The sequence below is a fragment of the Undibacterium umbellatum genome (assembly GCF_014284125.1).
Classification (GTDB): Bacteria; Pseudomonadota; Gammaproteobacteria; order Burkholderiales; family Burkholderiaceae_D; genus Undibacterium; species Undibacterium umbellatum.
The window spans coordinates 26,266-42,896 of sequence record NZ_JACOFX010000016.1; the positions used below are offsets into that span (position 1 = coordinate 26,266).

15 protein-coding genes are annotated in these 16,631 nt (G+C 49.4%); 1 reads left to right on the forward strand and 14 read right to left on the reverse strand.

Annotated features, from left to right (window positions below; translation table 11 throughout):
* Window positions 1-10 precede the first annotated feature (10 nt).
* A complete protein-coding gene (locus tag H8L47_RS22530) occupies window positions 11-394 on the reverse strand; it encodes a hypothetical protein (protein WP_186955857.1) in 384 nt (127 codons plus the stop codon).
* Window positions 395-564: 170 nt separating this feature from the next.
* On the opposite strand from H8L47_RS22530, the gene H8L47_RS22535 reads away from it, so the two are divergent.
* Entirely contained in the window at window positions 565-1,338 is a 774-nt protein-coding gene (locus tag H8L47_RS22535; RefSeq protein ID WP_186955858.1) for an exodeoxyribonuclease III, read from the forward strand.
* 79 nt (window positions 1,339-1,417) lie between these two features.
* Here the strand turns inward: H8L47_RS22535 and H8L47_RS22540 are convergent, their stop codons facing one another.
* From H8L47_RS22540 to H8L47_RS22600, 13 genes are all read right to left on the reverse strand, one after another.
* Window positions 1,418-3,115 carry a bifunctional metallophosphatase/5'-nucleotidase gene (locus H8L47_RS22540; protein ID WP_186955859.1) on the reverse strand — a complete coding sequence of 566 codons (1,698 nt, stop codon included), beginning with the start codon at window positions 3,113-3,115 and terminating at the stop codon, window positions 1,418-1,420.
* Window positions 3,116-3,225: 110 nt separating this feature from the next.
* On the reverse strand, window positions 3,226-5,574 hold the full coding sequence (locus H8L47_RS22545) for a TonB-dependent receptor (RefSeq protein ID WP_186955860.1): 2,349 nt from the start codon (window positions 5,572-5,574) through the stop codon (window positions 3,226-3,228).
* Window positions 5,575-6,104: 530 nt separating this feature from the next.
* Window positions 6,105-7,007, reverse strand: a complete 903-nt coding sequence (locus H8L47_RS22550; protein ID WP_186955861.1) for a M48 family metallopeptidase — start codon at window positions 7,005-7,007, stop codon at window positions 6,105-6,107.
* Between the two features lie 629 nt (window positions 7,008-7,636).
* Window positions 7,637-8,239: a methionine biosynthesis protein MetW gene (gene metW / locus H8L47_RS22555; protein WP_186955862.1), complete on the reverse strand. Its 603-nt coding sequence runs from the start codon at window positions 8,237-8,239 to the stop codon at window positions 7,637-7,639.
* The gene (metX, locus tag H8L47_RS22560) at window positions 8,236-9,399 is read right to left on the reverse strand and encodes a homoserine O-succinyltransferase MetX (RefSeq protein WP_230413872.1); all 1,164 of its coding nucleotides are present in this window, start codon (window positions 9,397-9,399) and stop codon (window positions 8,236-8,238) included. The genes metW and metX overlap by 4 nt, the downstream gene beginning before the upstream one ends.
* Window positions 9,400-9,627: 228 nt before the next feature.
* The gene (gene ptsP / locus H8L47_RS22565; protein WP_186955864.1) at window positions 9,628-11,394 is read right to left on the reverse strand and encodes a phosphoenolpyruvate--protein phosphotransferase; all 1,767 of its coding nucleotides are present in this window, start codon (window positions 11,392-11,394) and stop codon (window positions 9,628-9,630) included.
* 243 nt (window positions 11,395-11,637) lie between these two features.
* On the reverse strand, window positions 11,638-11,907 hold the full coding sequence (locus H8L47_RS22570; RefSeq protein WP_186955865.1) for an HPr family phosphocarrier protein: 270 nt from the start codon (window positions 11,905-11,907) through the stop codon (window positions 11,638-11,640).
* Between the two features lie 19 nt (window positions 11,908-11,926).
* Window positions 11,927-12,334 carry a PTS sugar transporter subunit IIA gene (locus tag H8L47_RS22575; protein WP_186955866.1) on the reverse strand — a complete coding sequence of 136 codons (408 nt, stop codon included), beginning with the start codon at window positions 12,332-12,334 and terminating at the stop codon, window positions 11,927-11,929.
* Between the two features lie 54 nt (window positions 12,335-12,388).
* Window positions 12,389-13,333: a glutathione synthase gene (gshB, locus tag H8L47_RS22580; RefSeq protein WP_186955867.1), complete on the reverse strand. Its 945-nt coding sequence runs from the start codon at window positions 13,331-13,333 to the stop codon at window positions 12,389-12,391.
* 42 nt (window positions 13,334-13,375) lie between these two features.
* Entirely contained in the window at window positions 13,376-14,674 is a 1,299-nt protein-coding gene (gshA, locus tag H8L47_RS22585) for a glutamate--cysteine ligase (RefSeq protein ID WP_186955868.1), read from the reverse strand.
* Window positions 14,675-14,807: 133 nt separating this feature from the next.
* Window positions 14,808-15,110, reverse strand: a complete 303-nt coding sequence (locus H8L47_RS22590) for an antibiotic biosynthesis monooxygenase family protein (protein ID WP_186955869.1) — start codon at window positions 15,108-15,110, stop codon at window positions 14,808-14,810.
* A 42-nt stretch (window positions 15,111-15,152) separates the two neighbouring features.
* A complete protein-coding gene (locus H8L47_RS22595) occupies window positions 15,153-16,187 on the reverse strand; it encodes an AI-2E family transporter (RefSeq protein ID WP_186955870.1) in 1,035 nt (344 codons plus the stop codon).
* On the reverse strand, window positions 16,184-16,573 hold the full coding sequence (locus H8L47_RS22600) for an MAPEG family protein (RefSeq protein WP_186955871.1): 390 nt from the start codon (window positions 16,571-16,573) through the stop codon (window positions 16,184-16,186). Before H8L47_RS22600 ends, H8L47_RS22595 begins: the two co-directional genes overlap by 4 nt.
* Window positions 16,574-16,631 lie beyond the last annotated feature (58 nt).

Below are 16,631 nucleotides of genomic sequence, written 5' to 3' on the forward strand. Positions count from 1 at the left end.
GGTAACCTGTTTATTGCTGGCGAATTATTTCTGTCTGGAGCTTGTCGAATATGATTTGTGCTTTTGCGGAGAGGCGCGCATCTGTGGCTCTCCTGGACTGCGTATAAGCCTGTTTGCCAGCAGAAACCACCTGGGGAGCCAGGCGGGGTTGCAAACCCTTTCTCACCCTGCGCTCTATACCTGGGAAATATTTCAATATTCTTAGTGCCAGATTCTTGATGGCAGGAATCGCCACCACCCGGCGCACCATTCGCCCCGGCAAGCTGCGCAGGCTGAATCTGGTATTTTTCAGGGAAGATATTGTTCTTGTTACATACCTGAAAGGCGCAGTCATCTTCCAGGAGCTACTGGAGTACACAGCATCAAGTTCTGCACGCAATTGCTTTTCGTTCATGATGTATCAAGAAAATGATTCAGACACTAGAACTCACTCCATCAATAGGGATGAGATCTAAAAAGAACGCAAGTATAAACCAAGCGCCTTGCCAGCCCCGGCAAACTTAATCAAGCTTTTGTATATCTGCTATGCTGGTAGGAGTTTTTGACTCTTTCCGCAAAAAAATCATGACAAAAATCATCTCCGCGAATCTGAATGGCATACGTTCTGCCGCCAAAAAAGGCTTTTTTGAATGGATGCAAAAGGAAAACCCTGATGTCGTCTGCGTGCAAGAGTTGAAAGCCCAGGAGGCAGACATGACACCGGATTTCCTGAATCCGCACAAATATCATGGTCATTTTCACTATGCCGAGAAGAAAGGCTACTCCGGCGTAGGCGTGTATAGCAAGATAGAACCGGATGCCGTCAAAATAGGTTTTGGTTGCCCGGAATTCGACGCCGAAGGCCGCTATGTGCGCTGTGATTTTGGCAAGTTAACCGTGATTTCCCTGTACTGCCCTTCAGGCTCATCCTCGCCTGAACGGCAGGAAGCCAAGTTCCGTTTCATGGAAATGTTTTACCCCCATCTGCAACAGTTGATTGCCGAAGGCAGGGAAATCATCATCTGCGGCGACTGGAATATCGCACACAAAGAAATCGATTTGAAAAACTGGAAGAGCAATCAAAAGAATTCCGGTTTCTTGCCTGAAGAACGCGCCTGGATGACGCGCCTGTTTGATGAACAGGGCTGGCTGGATGTATACCGCCACCTGCACCCGGAAACCACGGGCGAAGCCTATACCTGGTGGAGTAACCGCGGCCAGGCCTGGGCGAACAATGTGGGTTGGCGTATCGACTACCACGTCGCCACCAGCGGCATAGGCAAACTGGCGCATACTGCTGCGATCTACAAGGAAGCACGTTTCTCTGATCACGCACCGCTGATCATCGAATACAAATAGGCTGTAGTGTCTTTAGTACTTTTTTCCCTGAATTAAAAAAGCCCGTCAGTACGATTGACGGGCTTTTTTCATGTCCAGATCAGTCTGGCAAACGCTTCACACGGTCACGTTTGACTTCCGTCAATTTGCTACCCTGCTCGCGCACATACGACTCAAAAGCTTCCAGGTCACGGCCTATCAGCTCCTTGTCTTTAGCTTGCTTCAAAACCGCAAAACCATCACCACCATCGGCAATAAAGCTGTTCACGATCACGTTGTATTGCTGGTTCAAGTCCAGCGGCTTGCCCTTGATTTTCACATCCTTAACCCGCTCGTTGATCGCGGCATGCGGGTCATAGCTATAGCTGAGTGTGTGGGAGACGAACAGTTTCTTGGGTTCATTCACTTCACGGCCCAGCCACTGCTGTTGCAGCAAAGTCAGGATGTTGGCACCGGTCAGTTTGACGCGCACCAGATTATTGCCAAAGGGTTGCACCGCATACAGGTCACCATAAGAAACCGCTACCGGGCCGCTGGCCTTGCCGGATGGCAGGTCACTGCGTATGCCACCTGCATTCATGAAAGCAACGTCGGCACCGCCGGCATGCTGTCCATGATGCAGTTGCGAATCAGCGATGATGTTACCGAGGGCGCTATCAAACACACCCGCTTCGCTATTGCGTGACAAGGGAGCGCTCAGGTTGACGATAGGGCGCTGGCGCAAGCCTGCGGTTTGCGCGGCGACCTGATCCACCAGTTGCTTGGCTGCTGGGTCGGCCTGCAATGCATGCTGGTCTATCAAATGATTGACAGCGGCGGTGTTGACTACCTGATTGGTCTTGCGGTCTATCGTCAGGGTTGATTCTGTCAGGAAGGAACCATAACTACGTCCCTGCACAACCAGTTTGCCATCTATCTTGCAGGTATAACCTTGGTGTGAATGACCGGAAACGATGAGGCTGACAGCCTTGTCGAGTTTTTTTGTGATGTCGATGATAGGCCCCTGCAAACCTTCGCAACGATAGCTGGGATCAGTTTCCGCCCCTTTGTAGATGGCGCCCTCATGTATCAACACCACGATCGCGGCAACACCCTGTTTTTGCAATTCAGGCACGTAACGATTGATGGCAGTCGCTTCATCTTCAAAGCGCAAATGCTTGACCGCATCCCCAGCAACCAGATTAGGTACATCAGCAGTCACGGCACCAATAAAACCTATCTTGACATCACCCACCTGGCGTATCACATACGGCGTCAGCCACGGTTTGTTGCTGCCGACTTCATGGATATTCGCGCCGAGGTAAGAGAATTTTGCCCCCTTGAAATCCGCATAGGTGCAGCCAGTCGTGGGGCACTCACCTTTGATTTTACGCATCAGGTCTGCCGTACCATTATCAAACTCGTGGTTGCCAACAGCCGTCGCCGACAGATCCAGGCGATTCAAGGCTTCGATGACAGGCTCATCCTTCATCAAGGCAGAACCCATGGGTGATGCGCCTATCAAATCACCGGCACCAACCAAGATGCTGGCACCAACAGCCGTGCGACGCTCTTTAAGCTTGGTCGTCAAATACGCATAGCCACCCGCCGGGACAGTGACACGCTTGGAAGGGTCAGCACCATCCACTTTTGTCGCGACATACGGCACAGGTTGATCTGCCTGCAAGTTGCCATGGAAATCATTAATACTGAAGATAGTGATTTCAGTGGTATTGGTTTTGTTTTGTACCTGCTGTGAGGCACAAGAAACCAATAAGAACGTCGAAACAATTACTGCTAGAGTTTTTGGCGTATGCATACATTTGTTCATTCGTGAAGTAAATAGGCCTGCAACAAATTCACTGTTGCAGGCCCAGAATACTACTGCTATTTTTTTGACAATTTCACATCAATAAATTTGCGAGAGTCTTAAAAGTCCGCTTGCAAAGTCATCGACGCCAAACGTGGCGCACCCATGTAATAGAAGACACCTGCTGCTGCATTCACTTTCGATTGAGAATTAGAGTTGCGATATTTTTCATTGAAAATATTGCTTATGCTAAAACGCAATGTAGGTTTTTTGAACCAGCTAGTGTTTGCAAATTGATAGCCAGCATCCAGACCAATCAACGTATAAGCCGGCACTTCTTCATCATTCACCAAAGTCGCTTGCTGTGAGCTGGTATATTTCGCTTTCAATCGCGCATACCATGCACCTGTTTCATATTGTGCACTCAAACCCAGTTTCCATTCTGGCGTACCAGGAATACTTTTTCCTGCTGTTGGCAGAATGGTGGTTTTGTTGAAAACCAGATTATCTTTGATTTCACTCTTGGCATAACCAGCGGAACCATAGAATGACCAACCATTAACTGGTGTATTGCCCAGCTCTACTTCAAAACCTTTGGTTTTTACATTACCTACGTTGCTAAGGCTATTTGTGTTGGTAACCGGATCATAGGCTGTTGCCTGGCGATCACGGAAGTCCACATAATAGACTGTTGCTTGCGCTGTCAGTTTATCGCTTTGATGACGATAACCAATATCCAGATTAAATGCAGTTTCAGCTTTGACATCCACTGGTAATACAGGCTTGCCATTTACCAATTGCAATCTTTCGTACACGAAATTTGGCGGAGCCTTCATATTCTTGGCCAAACTTGCAAACACTTGGTTATTGTTATCTATTTGGTAGCGAGCTCCCAATTGCGGCAATATTTCTGAATACGTTTTTTGCAGGTTGTAACCGACTGGTGCAGCTTCACTGGCGTAGCTTGTGAAATCACGCTTCATGGTTGGTGCACGTATACCAATATTGATAGACAACTTGTCGTTCATCAGACTAATGGTGTCTTGCGCAAAGAATTGATAACCAGTACTAATTGTTTTTTGGTCACGAGATTGATAAGGCGTTCCATCTGGACGTGTAATACGGCCTTCTTTCAACCAGATATCGTTGGCATTACCATTGTCATCAACTTTTACCATCGTACCAAACTGCTCATGTGAAGCGCGTTCGTACCAGAAACCAGCCAACAACTGGTGATTGTCGATGTTATGAATCACCTGCGCAGTCACACCAGGACGGTTTGTTCTGGTAACACTGCTGTTTGCAACGATCACACGGTCCAGCGTATCGCCATCACCGTTCAAATCTACGCCGGCAATGTTTCTGCCAGATGCGCGATCAAGGAAAGCATTTTCTGCTTGCAATTTTTGCTGATTACCGCCAGTGCCATAGCCATACCAGTAATAGGGTGTGACCTTGATGTCGGTATTTTCACCCAATCTGAACTTGCCTGTCGCAGAGGCGATGACGTTTTCAAAAGGATTTTTGGTCAACTGATAATAAGCATCACCAAATGCGGAATTGACATCACTGTCAGCCTTGCCCTTGGTTGGCTTCACATGACCAACAAATTTGGTAGCGTAGTCATAGTTATAGCCAAACTTGGCCAGGTCTGCCAAATTGAAGGAACTGATATTTTGATTGATCGCACGGTTGTACAGAATAGTACCGTTGATCGAATTAAATTTATCGAAATCGGTACGGAACCCGATATCTACGTGATTACGGTCTGCGCCGCCTTCGCCCTTCCATTTGTCGGCTTGTGCGTGCGATGCGGAAATGAAAAAGCGGGAACGTCCGTCAGACCAAAGACCTGTATCATAACGAACGTAGGTCTTGGACATATTCAGACCACCGATAGTCTGTGCAACGCGAACTCGCTTTTCTTTTGCTGGATCGCAAGTAGTAATACCAAAGTTACCACCGGTAGCACCAATTTGCGGAGAGTCTACGTCCGTTGACCCTTGAGTCACAAATTGAGTACAGGTATTTTCCTGATCAACGAATTCTTGCGGATAGACAGCAAAATTACCGGAATCATTCACAGGCACGCCATTGATCGTGGCACCGATCTGGTCACTATTAAAACCGCGCAGTGTCAAGCCACCACCGAACAAACCCGTTGCATCGTGATTGAAACTATTCACTGCAGGCATTAATTCCAGCGCTTCATAAGCATTGCCTGTAGGACGCTGCTTGGCCAATTCTTCAGCTGTGATGGTACTACGTGCTTTTGGTGCATTTTCTTGCACCATCAAACCCATACCGACTTTTTTGCCAGTGATGGTGACGCGGTTTGCATCTGTAGGCTCAGTGGATTCTGCCTGTTGTGCATAGGCAGTAGACATACTCAGGCATGCCAGTTGACATGCCACAGCAACCATCGACAAACGCGATGGAAATGCAGACGATTTATTTAATTGTTTCATTGAAGCTCCCGAATCATTTTACAAATGGAAATAAAAATTAGTGCAAAACCCCGTTTATCATCTCAAGCCACCGCAACTGCGTGATGACATGTCCTTCACAGCATCTTTTTTGCCAATATTTTTGGCATTTTTTTGTAACTGGTTGTAATTCCACAACAAACACCTGCGATGACATGTCACATTAGAAATAGCGTTTATCACTATTTGCCTGCGCAAACGATTGCTTTCTTTGGAAACATACTATTTCAAATGACGCAATCGATTGCTATTTCTAAACAAAAAACAGACGGACCTTTTTACAGTGCGTCTATCTCCTAGTGACATCTTTAACCTTGAGCAATTTGCCGGGGCAAATGTCTGTCGATCAGATATTTTGATATGTGAAAATAGTCTAACACATAAAATTTTGAACTTGCAGAGTGTCCCATCCAATTATTAAAGGATGATGACAAAGTGGTTTTCACTACAATATTCTGTCACAATTGCGCGACAAATTGCCAAAAACATACTATTTTTGAATTGAAATTAGCTTATTTTGCCGAATATACAATGGGAGCAATCCCGTTGACATTGGTTTGGTATGGCGGAAGTGCGCTCAAGCTGACGCCTTTTGCTTGGGCGTAGAGTGGCATCACTTCAGGGAAGTGGTTGCGAATTTCTGCGATGCGGGTAGTGCCTGCGGGGTGTGTGGACAGCCATTGTGGAGGGGCGCTTTTGTTCAGCATACCCATTTTCTGCCACAGGGCGACACCGGCGCGTGGGTCATAGCCAGCTCTGGCGGCAATGTCGAGGCCAACGATGTCTGCTTCGGTTTCATCTGAACGGGAAAATGCCAGCATGCCAAATTTGGCAGCACCACCAGCCAGGCCACCGGCCAGATTGGGATCATAGCCTTTTGCACCTGCCCACAATTCCACCAGTTTGACACCTATATTGGCAGCGACAGCCTTACCGGCACGTTCTGCACCATGCTCACGCAGTGCATGGGCAATTTCATGGCCCATGATCATGGCTACTTCATCATCGGTGAGTTTCAGGGTATCAAGGATACCGGAGTAAAAAGCGATCTTGCCACCGGGCATGCAGTAGGCATTCACTTGTTTGGAGCCTATCAGGTTAACTTCCCATTTCCACTGCCTTGCACGCTCGTTCCATTTCAGGGCATGCGGGATCAATTTGTCAGCGATTGCGCGCAGGCGTATGACTTGAGGATGATTGGCTGGGCCCAGGGCATTTTTTTGTTCTGCTGCCCGCATGGTCTGTGCATATTGCGTAGCGGCCTGGCCTTCGAGCGCGCCAGTTGGTGCCAATTTGCGCATGATGGACATGTCACCTACCTTGACACCTTCCTGTTGCGCATTGTTTTGTGCGTAAGCAGGCGCGCCCAGTGCAAACAGGCTGGTAAATACAAGTGCGGTGTGGCTCAGTTTCATGGCTAATGCAGGACAAGAAGATACGCAGAATGATAAGCGCAAATGGGAGCCATCGACATTTTTTTAAAGACCCAGCCTCATTTAAAAATTTAAGGCTGGCCTTGTCATCCCGTTTCCAGGTTTCTTTCGATCACTCACGCAAGTATTTCTGCAGCTATTGTAAATATTTAAATATTTCTGGAAAGTAAATTCATATACCTCTACTTATCCTATTCACGCTCTGGCAACGAGTGGCTGGGGGCAAGATACATATTGCAAATATGAAAACAAGCTCCACGAATCCACTCCCCAATCAGCCCTCAACCAGGCGCTTTCAGTGCATCGATTTCCTGCGCGGCGTAGCAGCGCTGCGCATGATTTACCAGCATACAATTTATTTTTGCGGCTATGGTTCAGGCAAATATCAGCTTGAATGCCATGAAAGTCACTTTCACCCATTTCTTTTCAAAGCGAATTGGCCTAGGAGAGATAGGCATCTTTATCTTTCTCATTGTGAACGGCTTTGGGAAGAACCGTCTATTGCACTAGGAAAAAAATCGAACGACAACGCCAGGAAATCCTGCTCCCACAAACTTAGGCGCGCAAACTTCCTGCCCTGCTCAACACTAAACACCTGAACGAATGGCAGCCTATTTTTTTCGCAAGCGGAAAACTGCCAGGCTGCCACGTAAATTGGGTAACCAGGTCACTGGCTTGCCTTCATGCAGAGCGACGCATTCAAGCACATTCAGACCCACTTCATTGGCCAGGTCGGAGAAATCATAAATCGTCGCACAGCGTACGTTAGGTGTGTCATACCATTCATAGGGCAGGGATTTTGAGACTGGCATCTTGCCGCGCAACAAGGCAGTACGGTGAGGCCAGTAACCAAAATTGGGGAAAGAAACTATCGCCTCCTGCCCTACCCTGGCGATGTCACGCAACAAGGGTTCGACATGCTTCATCATCTGCAATGAGGACAGGCACATGACGGTATCAAAGGCATTATCTTCAAACATGCCCAGCCCGTTTTCCATATCCTGCTGTATGACATTCACGCCACGTGTGGCGCAGGCGAGTACCTTGTCGTCGGCGATTTCTATGCCGTATCCACTACATTGCTTGTCGCTTTGTAGATAATCAAGCATGACGCCATCACCACAGCCGACATCCAGCACTTGTGCTTGCGGCTTGATCCAATGGGCGATGAAAGCAAGGTCTGGTCGCAAAACTTTTAATTCGGCAAAATTCATGCTGCTGCTCCCAACAATTCGGCCTGCAATTCTGCATCTATACGCCGGTAATAGGCTGCAATCAGATTCAGGTAACGCGAGTCATCCAGCAAGAAGGCATCATGGCCATGCGGTGCATCGATTTCTGCGTAACTGACTGTCCTTTTATTGCTGACCAGGGCCTTGACAATTTCGCGGCTGCGCTCAGGTGAAAAGCGCCAGTCAGTCGTGAAAGAAGCGAGCAAAAACTTGGCCCTGGTGTGCGCCAGTGCTTTGGAGAGATCGCCGCCAGTATGGCGGGCTGGGTCAAAATAATCGAGGGCCTTGGTGATCAGCAAATAAGTATTCGCATCGAAATAATCCGAGAATTTATCCCCCTGATAGCGCAGGTAGGATTCAATTTCAAAATCCACGCCATAACCAAACTGATAGTCGCCGCCTTTCAGATCACGGCCAAATTTTTCTGCCATATCATCGTCAGACAAATAGGTGATGTGGCCTATCATGCGCGCTACCCGCAAGCCACGGCGCGGTACTACGCCGTGGGCATAAAAATCACCGCCATGAAAATCGGGATCCGTCAAAATCGCCTGGCGCGCCACATCATTGAAGGCAATATTTTGTGCTGACAATTTGGGAGTAGAGGCCACTACCACACAATGACGCAAGCGATCCGGATACAAAATGCTCCAGGCCAGCGCCTGCATGCCACCAAGTGAGCCCCCCATGACTGCCGCAAATTGTTGTATGCCAAGACGGTCTGCCAGCCTGGCTTGCGCATTGACCCAGTCTTCCACTGTCACTACCGGGAAGTCAGCACCATACGGTTTGCCAGTCGCGGGGTTGGTATGCATGGGGCCTGTGGAGCCAAAACAGGAACCCAGGTTATTCACGCCGATGACAAAAAATAGATTGGTATCGACGGGTTTGCCCGGCCCGACCATATTGTCCCACCAGCCCAGATTCTTGGGCTGGTCAGCATACACGCCAGCCACATGGTGAGAGGCATTGAGGGCATGGCAAATCAGGACTGCATTGGACTTGTCTGCATTCAGGCTACCATAGGTTTCCACCATCAGGGTGTAGCCTGCAATCGAGGTACCGTTTTGCAAGGCCAAGGGCTCATCGAATTGAAACGCTTGTGGCGTCACGATGCCAACTGATCCAGGTGAGGATGACATACACTCTTCCATAGGGACTTAACCCATTATCAAAAAACTCAGGAAGGCTAAAAGGTGGGCTGAATGTGGGAAGTGGAAAGCTGCATTCAAGCTCGCTTTAGCCGTATTTATCATTCGGGATGTTTTCCGAACCGCGCCCGCAAGCTGATTCTCAAATCGGCGCAATAGGTGAAGGATAAACCAAGTCTGGCACCGAGGTCAAACTCCAGTGCCGCAACAGCCACCATTTTAATGGAGTGTTGGCGACAGCGCCCCCATGGCAGCCAGGGTTTCCCTGATCGTTGTTGAATCATAGCTGCGCAGGATTTTTTTCACATGGCCCTGCAAGGCATCAAGCCGGGTGTTCAGTATCTCTTGTTTAATTTCTGGCAACAACGCTGCCGGCATGGACAATTCACGGAAACCCATACCCGCCAGCAGGCGTGTCAGCCGGATATCCCCGGCCATGCCGCCGCAGATGGAGACCGGTATGCCTGCCCTGTCGCCAGCGGTAATGATCATTTGCAAGAGCTGCAAAATAGCGGGGTGTAAATCATCGTACAAATGGGCAACTTCATGGTCTGCCCTGTCGATTGCCAGGGTGTATTGAATCAGGTCATTGGTGCCAACAGACAGGAAATCGAGTTTCTTGACAAACATGGGCAATGACAAGGCTGCCGCCGGGATTTCTATCATGGCGCCGATGGCAATCTCTGCATCAAAGTCCTTGCCTTCCTTACGTAGCTCACTCTTGGCCTGTTCTATCATGGCCAGGGTCTGGTCTATCTCGAAACCATGGGCCATCATCGGTATCAGTATCTTGACCTTGCCAAAAGCCGAAGCACGCAGGATGGCGCGCAATTGCGTCAGGAATAATTGTGGCTCTGCCAGGCAATAGCGGATAGCGCGCAAACCCAGTGCCGGATTGAGAATATTGTGTTCTGTCGTGTCCAGCGGCTTGTCTGCACCCACATCCAGCGTGCGTATTGTGACTGGCCTGCCCTTCATGCCCAGCACTGCAGTGCGGTAAGCATCAAACTGTTCTTCTTCGGTCGGCAACTTGTGTTGCTGGCCGCTGCTTTCCATGAACAGGAATTCTGAACGGAACAGGCCTACCCCGCTGGCACCTGCTTCCAGCGCGTGAGCGGCATCTTGTGGCAGTTCTATATTTGCCAGCAAGGTAATTTCGACACCGTCTTGCGTGATTGCAGGCGTCTTTTTGAGCTTGTGGAGTTTTTTCCTGGCCTTGGCCAGTAATGCCTGACGTTCACGATATTGTTCCAGCACCAGGGTGCTAGGGGCAACAATGACGACACCAGCGTCACTGTCGATAATGAGCCAGTCGTCCTGATCGATAAGTCGTGACGCATTGCCCATACCTACGACTGCCGGTATGCCCAGGCTGCGCGAAACGATGGCGGTGTGGGAATTTTGCCCACCTTCATCGGTCACAAAACCGGTAAAGGCAACATCGCGGAACTGCATCATGTCGGCGGGTGAAATATCCCTGGCGACGACGATCATATTGGCATTGCGTTCGTCAATACCGTCCGAACGCACCGCACTACCGGCAGTGCCTGTCAAGACTTTGAGTACGCGCTCTGCCACCTGCTGGATATCAGCCTTGCGTTCGCGCAGGTAATCATCTTCAATTTCATCGAACTGAGCGGACAATTCATCGATCTGGCTGACCAGTGCCCATTCGGCATTGTAATGACGGGTGCGTATGATATCGAGTGGTGCCTCTGAGATCATGGGGTCGGACAAGATCAGTACATGTACGTCGATAAATGCGCCAAGCTCGGTCGGCGCATCAATCGGCAAATCTGACCAGATGGCTTGCAATTCTTTGTGTACCTGAACGATGGCTAACTGCAGTCTTTGCACTTCGGCTTCGACCTGCTCTTGTCCTACCAGATAATGCTGCACATCCAGCGCTGCGGGACGCAGTAGATGGGCGCGTCCGATCGCGATGCCGCGTGAAACGGGGATGCCTTGCAGTGTAAAAGATGCCATGCTGTATCCCCCAAAATACTTTATCTCCGGGCGCTATGTTTATGCCGCCCTGTCTTATTTATACTGATGTATCGCCAAGCATAAGACAATATGCAAGCTTGTATACATATTTTCGTCGATTCAATCAAAGTAGGACACGGTAAGCGATAGGACTCAAAACAACAATCACAAATATGTTGCCATTTGTTTCGATCATGAAATCGTCTTGCAAATCCTCGCAAACCAGACATCGCCAGTCAGGGCTTATTCCCCTTCGCCAAACTTGTCGTTGATCAGCGCCTGGATGGCATCAAAACAGGCTTGCTCATCAACACCATCAGTCTCCAGCAAAACTTTGCTGCCCTTGCCTGCTGCCAGCATCATGACACCCATGATGGACTTGCCATTCACACGGCGGCTATTGCGGGTCAGCCATACTTCAGCCTTGAATTTGCTGGCTGTTTGCGTAAACTTTGCCGATGCGCGTGCATGCAAACCCAGCTTGTTGATGATTTCAATTTCTTGTTGGATCATGCTTCACTTTCTTTCATAGTTAACCTGGTGATAAACGCACACGATTGTCGAGTCTGATCGCACCATTCTGGCCGCCGGCCAGGGCCATCTCCACCACGACATCAAGTACATCACTACGATAAGTTATTGCCCGCAACAACATGGGCAGGCTGATGCCGGCAATGATCGCCACGCGGTCCGGGTCACCCAGTTGCCTGCAGCAATTCGAGGGCGTTCCCCCCATGACATCGGTGATCACCAGCACACCGGAACCATCGTCCAGACGCTGCACGGCTTCACGTGCGAGGCGGTTGACTTCATCAATATTCTGGTCGGCGATGACATCTATTGCTTCAAAGCGTTCGGGCATGCCACGGAAAACATGGGCTGCAGCCTGCATAAAGGCAGTTCCCAAGGGTGCATGCGTCATTAAAAGTATGCCAACCATCGTTCTATAACTCTCTAGCGACGGCCAGCGCAGGGCTCACCGTCTTCCATTTATTTAAGCCGAAATCGCGGCTTCCAGGGCATCAATGAACATGGCAGCAACATTGAAGCCTTTTTGTTGGGTAATTTCCTGGAAACAGGTAGGGCTGGTCACATTGACTTCTGTCAAGTTCTCGCCAATAACGTCTAATCCTACCAGCAACAGACCTCTTTGATAAAGTTCAGGTGCCAAAGTCTGTGCAATCTCAAGATCGCGGGCCGATAATTCCTGCGCCACGCCCAGACCACCCGCCGCCAGGTTGCCTCTGACTTCACCATTTTGCGGGATACGCGCCAGCGCAAAGGGCACAACCTTGCCACCTATCAGCAATATCCTTTTATCACCATGAACGATTTCAGGGATATAACGCTGTACCATAATGGTACGGCTACCATTGACGGTCAAGGTCTCGATGACAGAACCCAGGTTCATGCCATCGTCACGGATGCGGAAAATACCTGTGCCACCCATGCCATCCAGGGGCTTGAGGATGATGTCCTGATGTTCTTTATGGAAAGCGCGGATACGTTGCTCATCCCGCGTCACCAGCGTAGGCGCAGTGAACTGGCTGAACTGGGCAATGCTGAGCTTTTCATTATGATTGCGGATCGCTGCCGGTTTATTGAATACCCTGGCGCCCTGCTGCTCTGCCAGTTCCAGCAGATAAGTCGCGTAGATATATTCCATATCAAATGGCGGATCTTTGCGCTGCAGGACGGCGTCAAAAGCACTCAACGGCAATGACTCTGGCTCTGACAGCCGGAACCAGTCCTGGCTATCACCAGTCAGGGTGATGCGGCAGATATTGGCAATCACCTTGCCGCTTTCCAGCGCCATGTCTTCCGGGCCAAAGGCATAAATGGCATATCCACGCTTGTCTGCCTCGACCATCATGGCGTAAGTGGAATCCTTGTACGTCTTGAATTGCGACAGTGGATCGGTCAGAAAAGCGATTTTCATGGTTATGCTCAATCTTCTTAGCTAAATAGAAATCAATGGAGTTCAATAAACCTCAGGATTAGGATCAGTTTTTTCCAGCTCCAGTGATGCCGCCAGCAATGCCAGACGCGCAACTACACCATACATGTAAAAACGATTTGGCGCTGCCGTACCCGGTTTTGCCTTCATGTCCGGCACCGCATGTTGCTGTGCAAAGGCCAGCGGCACGAAATGCATGCCAGGGGCGTTGAGGTTTTCATCGACGCCACGGTCTTCATGCACGCGGTAGAAACCACCGACCACATAGCGGTCTATCATGTACACCACAGGCTCAGCCACGGATTCATTGATTTGCTCAAAGGTGTAGACACCTTCCTGCACAATGACATCCCTGACTTCCATGCCATCCTTGACGACCGACATCTTGTTGCGCTGCTTGCGGTTAAGGTCACGCACTTCGCTGGAATCGTGCACGGTCATGATGCCCATGCCATAAGTCCCTGCATCGGCCTTGACGATGACAAAGGGTTTTTCCTTGATGCCGTATTCCTTGTATTTTTTGCGTATTTTGGCGAGTACAGTGTCCACCGCCGCTACCAGCGTATCTTCACCGCTGCGGTCATGGAAATTTACATCCTTGCACTTGATAAAGAAAGGATTCAGCATCCAGGGGTCGATATCCACCATCTTGGCGAATTTCTTGACCACTTCATCATAGGCGTGGAAATGATTGCTCTTGCGGCGTAAAGCCCAGCCTGCATGCAGAGGCGGCAGCAAAGTCTGCTCATTGAGTTCTTCAAGTATCGCAGGTATGCCTGCCGACAAATCATTGTTGAGCAAGATAGTGCAAGGGTCGAAGTTTTTCAGGCCCAGGCGGCGACCATTGGCAGAGCGCTCCAGCGGCTCCAGTATCAACTGACTGCCATCCGGCAGATCGATAGGTGTTGGTTCAGTAATATCCGCTGACAGCGAACCCAGGCGCACATTCAAACCGGTCTGGCGGAAAATCTGCATCATGCGGGCAATGTTTTGCAGGTAAAACACATTGCGGGTATGACTCTCAGGGATGACCAAGAGATTTTTAGCATCCGGGCAATACTTTTCTATCGCCGCCATGGCTGCTTGTACCGCCAATGGCAGCATTTCTGATGCCAGGTTATTAAAACCACCGGGGAATAAATTGGTATCGACAGGAGCCAGCTTGAAACCGGCATTACGCAGGTCAACTGAGCAATAAAATGGCGGAGTGTGTTCCTGCCATTCAAGACGAAACCAGCGTTCGATCGCAGGTGTCGCTTCTAATATCTTTTTTTCAAGATCGAGCAGGGGGCCGTTGAGAGCGGTGACGAGATGCGGAACCATAATGACCTTTTGGAGAGCAAGCTGTTGCCAAAATTGAACGCCGACCTCAGCGCCACAGGCAAATCATGACTTGATAAGCTTGGGATGAAACGCCGGTAATCAAGTCGGAATTATCCCAGGCTATACAAAAAAATCACTCAGACCTGGCTAAAAGATCAAAATGTTCAACTACAGGGGCGCTGGCAAAATAGGGGCCGACGATGGCGCGCCAATCGGCAAATGCTGCAGACTCACGAAAGTCTACTGTATGGTTCTCCAAAGTTGCCCAGTAAATCATGAGCAGATAGCGCTCTGGCGACTCAATTCCCTTTTGTACCTTGAAACCAAGGAAGCCCTTGGCATGGCGTATCACTTCGTCAAGCCCACGCTGTATGGCAACATCAAATTCGTCTTGTTTGCCTGCGTGTATGCGTATATCTGCTAACTCCAGAATCATGTTTAAGCCTTTTTAGGATAGAAAATTCATTGCGATGCTTCATTAAACCAGACCGCGGTCACGCAGCTCTTTCTTGATATAAGCATAAAACACCGGGGCCGCAACCACACCAGGAACGCCAAACAGGGTTTCCATGACCAGGATAGCAGTCAGCAATTCCCAAGCCCTGGCATTCACTTGCGCACCAATAATGCGCGCATTCAGGAAATATTCTGCTTTATGGATGACGATCATGAATACCAGCGAAGCAATCGCCACGTTCAGAGATTGTGACAAGGCCACAATCACGATAACGGTATTGGAAATAATATTGCCCGCTACCGGTATCAAACCCGCCAGGAAGGTAATGGCAATCATGGTCTTAATCAAAGGCAAGTGTATACCAGCCATAGGCAGGATAGCAGCCAGGTAAATTGCAGTAAATACGGTATTGATCAAGGATATTTGCACTTGGGCAAACACGATTTTATGAAAAATCTGACCCAGATTGCTGATCCTGTGTTGCATGGCGGCAGCAAAGGGCTTGTGATTGCTGTCGCCACTGACATCCCTGAGGGCAATCATGGCGCCTATGATCATGCCCAGCAATAAGTGGACGATCAGATGACCTGCTTCTGGCACCAGTTGCTTGGCTTCACCAGCATGTTCACGTAGCCAGTGTGTCATCATCAGTCTGAGGGCTTCAACATCCTCCGGCAAGTTAGTACTCACCCACTCAGGTAATTGATGACGTGAAGTTTCTATGATGTCTGCCAGTTTCTGTAACAGACTATGCAAATTCCCGGCATCGCTACGCAAAAAGGCATGGATGGCCCAACCACTCAATATCAGACCAGTTATCAATAATATTGATAAAATTACAACGGCGATCATGCGTGGTTGCTTATGCCTGAAACGCAGGGCGATTGCCGGTGCCAGCACATGAATGATGGAAAATACCAGCAAGCCAGAAAACAGGGCAAGCAGCAAGCCTGCCTTCAACACCATCAACAGGGCTATGCCCATGAGGATGTAAGAAGCATAGATGGATGGCGATAATGCCTGACTGGCCAGGCTGGTCAATGATTTAGACTTCATTTCAATACCCCACTCAAACCTATCACTGCGCCCAGCAGCAAGGCTATTGCCGCCAGGGTAGAAACCAGGAAACCCATGGAGCGCTTACTGGCATCTTGCAGATAGGCCAAAGCATACATAATGCGCCCAAGCAACCATACTACCCCCAATAAAGCTGCCGGTATATCACCGCTCCAGATGGCGCACAACCATAGCGCTGGAAAAAAGAAGACCATTTGCTCTACGGTATTTGCCTGCACCCGCATGGCCCGTAAAAATTCTGGAGGTCCATCCATGGCCGGAGCCTTGACCTGAAGTTTCACCCGCAAACGTCCTACTACCATTACATTCCAGAAATACATGCAGAGTACGGCAAGGGTTAACCAGGATGTCCATTGCAAGTGCATAAATTCTCCAGTAGAGGGTATTTGAGGGGCATGCGAGCGCTATACATGAGGCCAACGG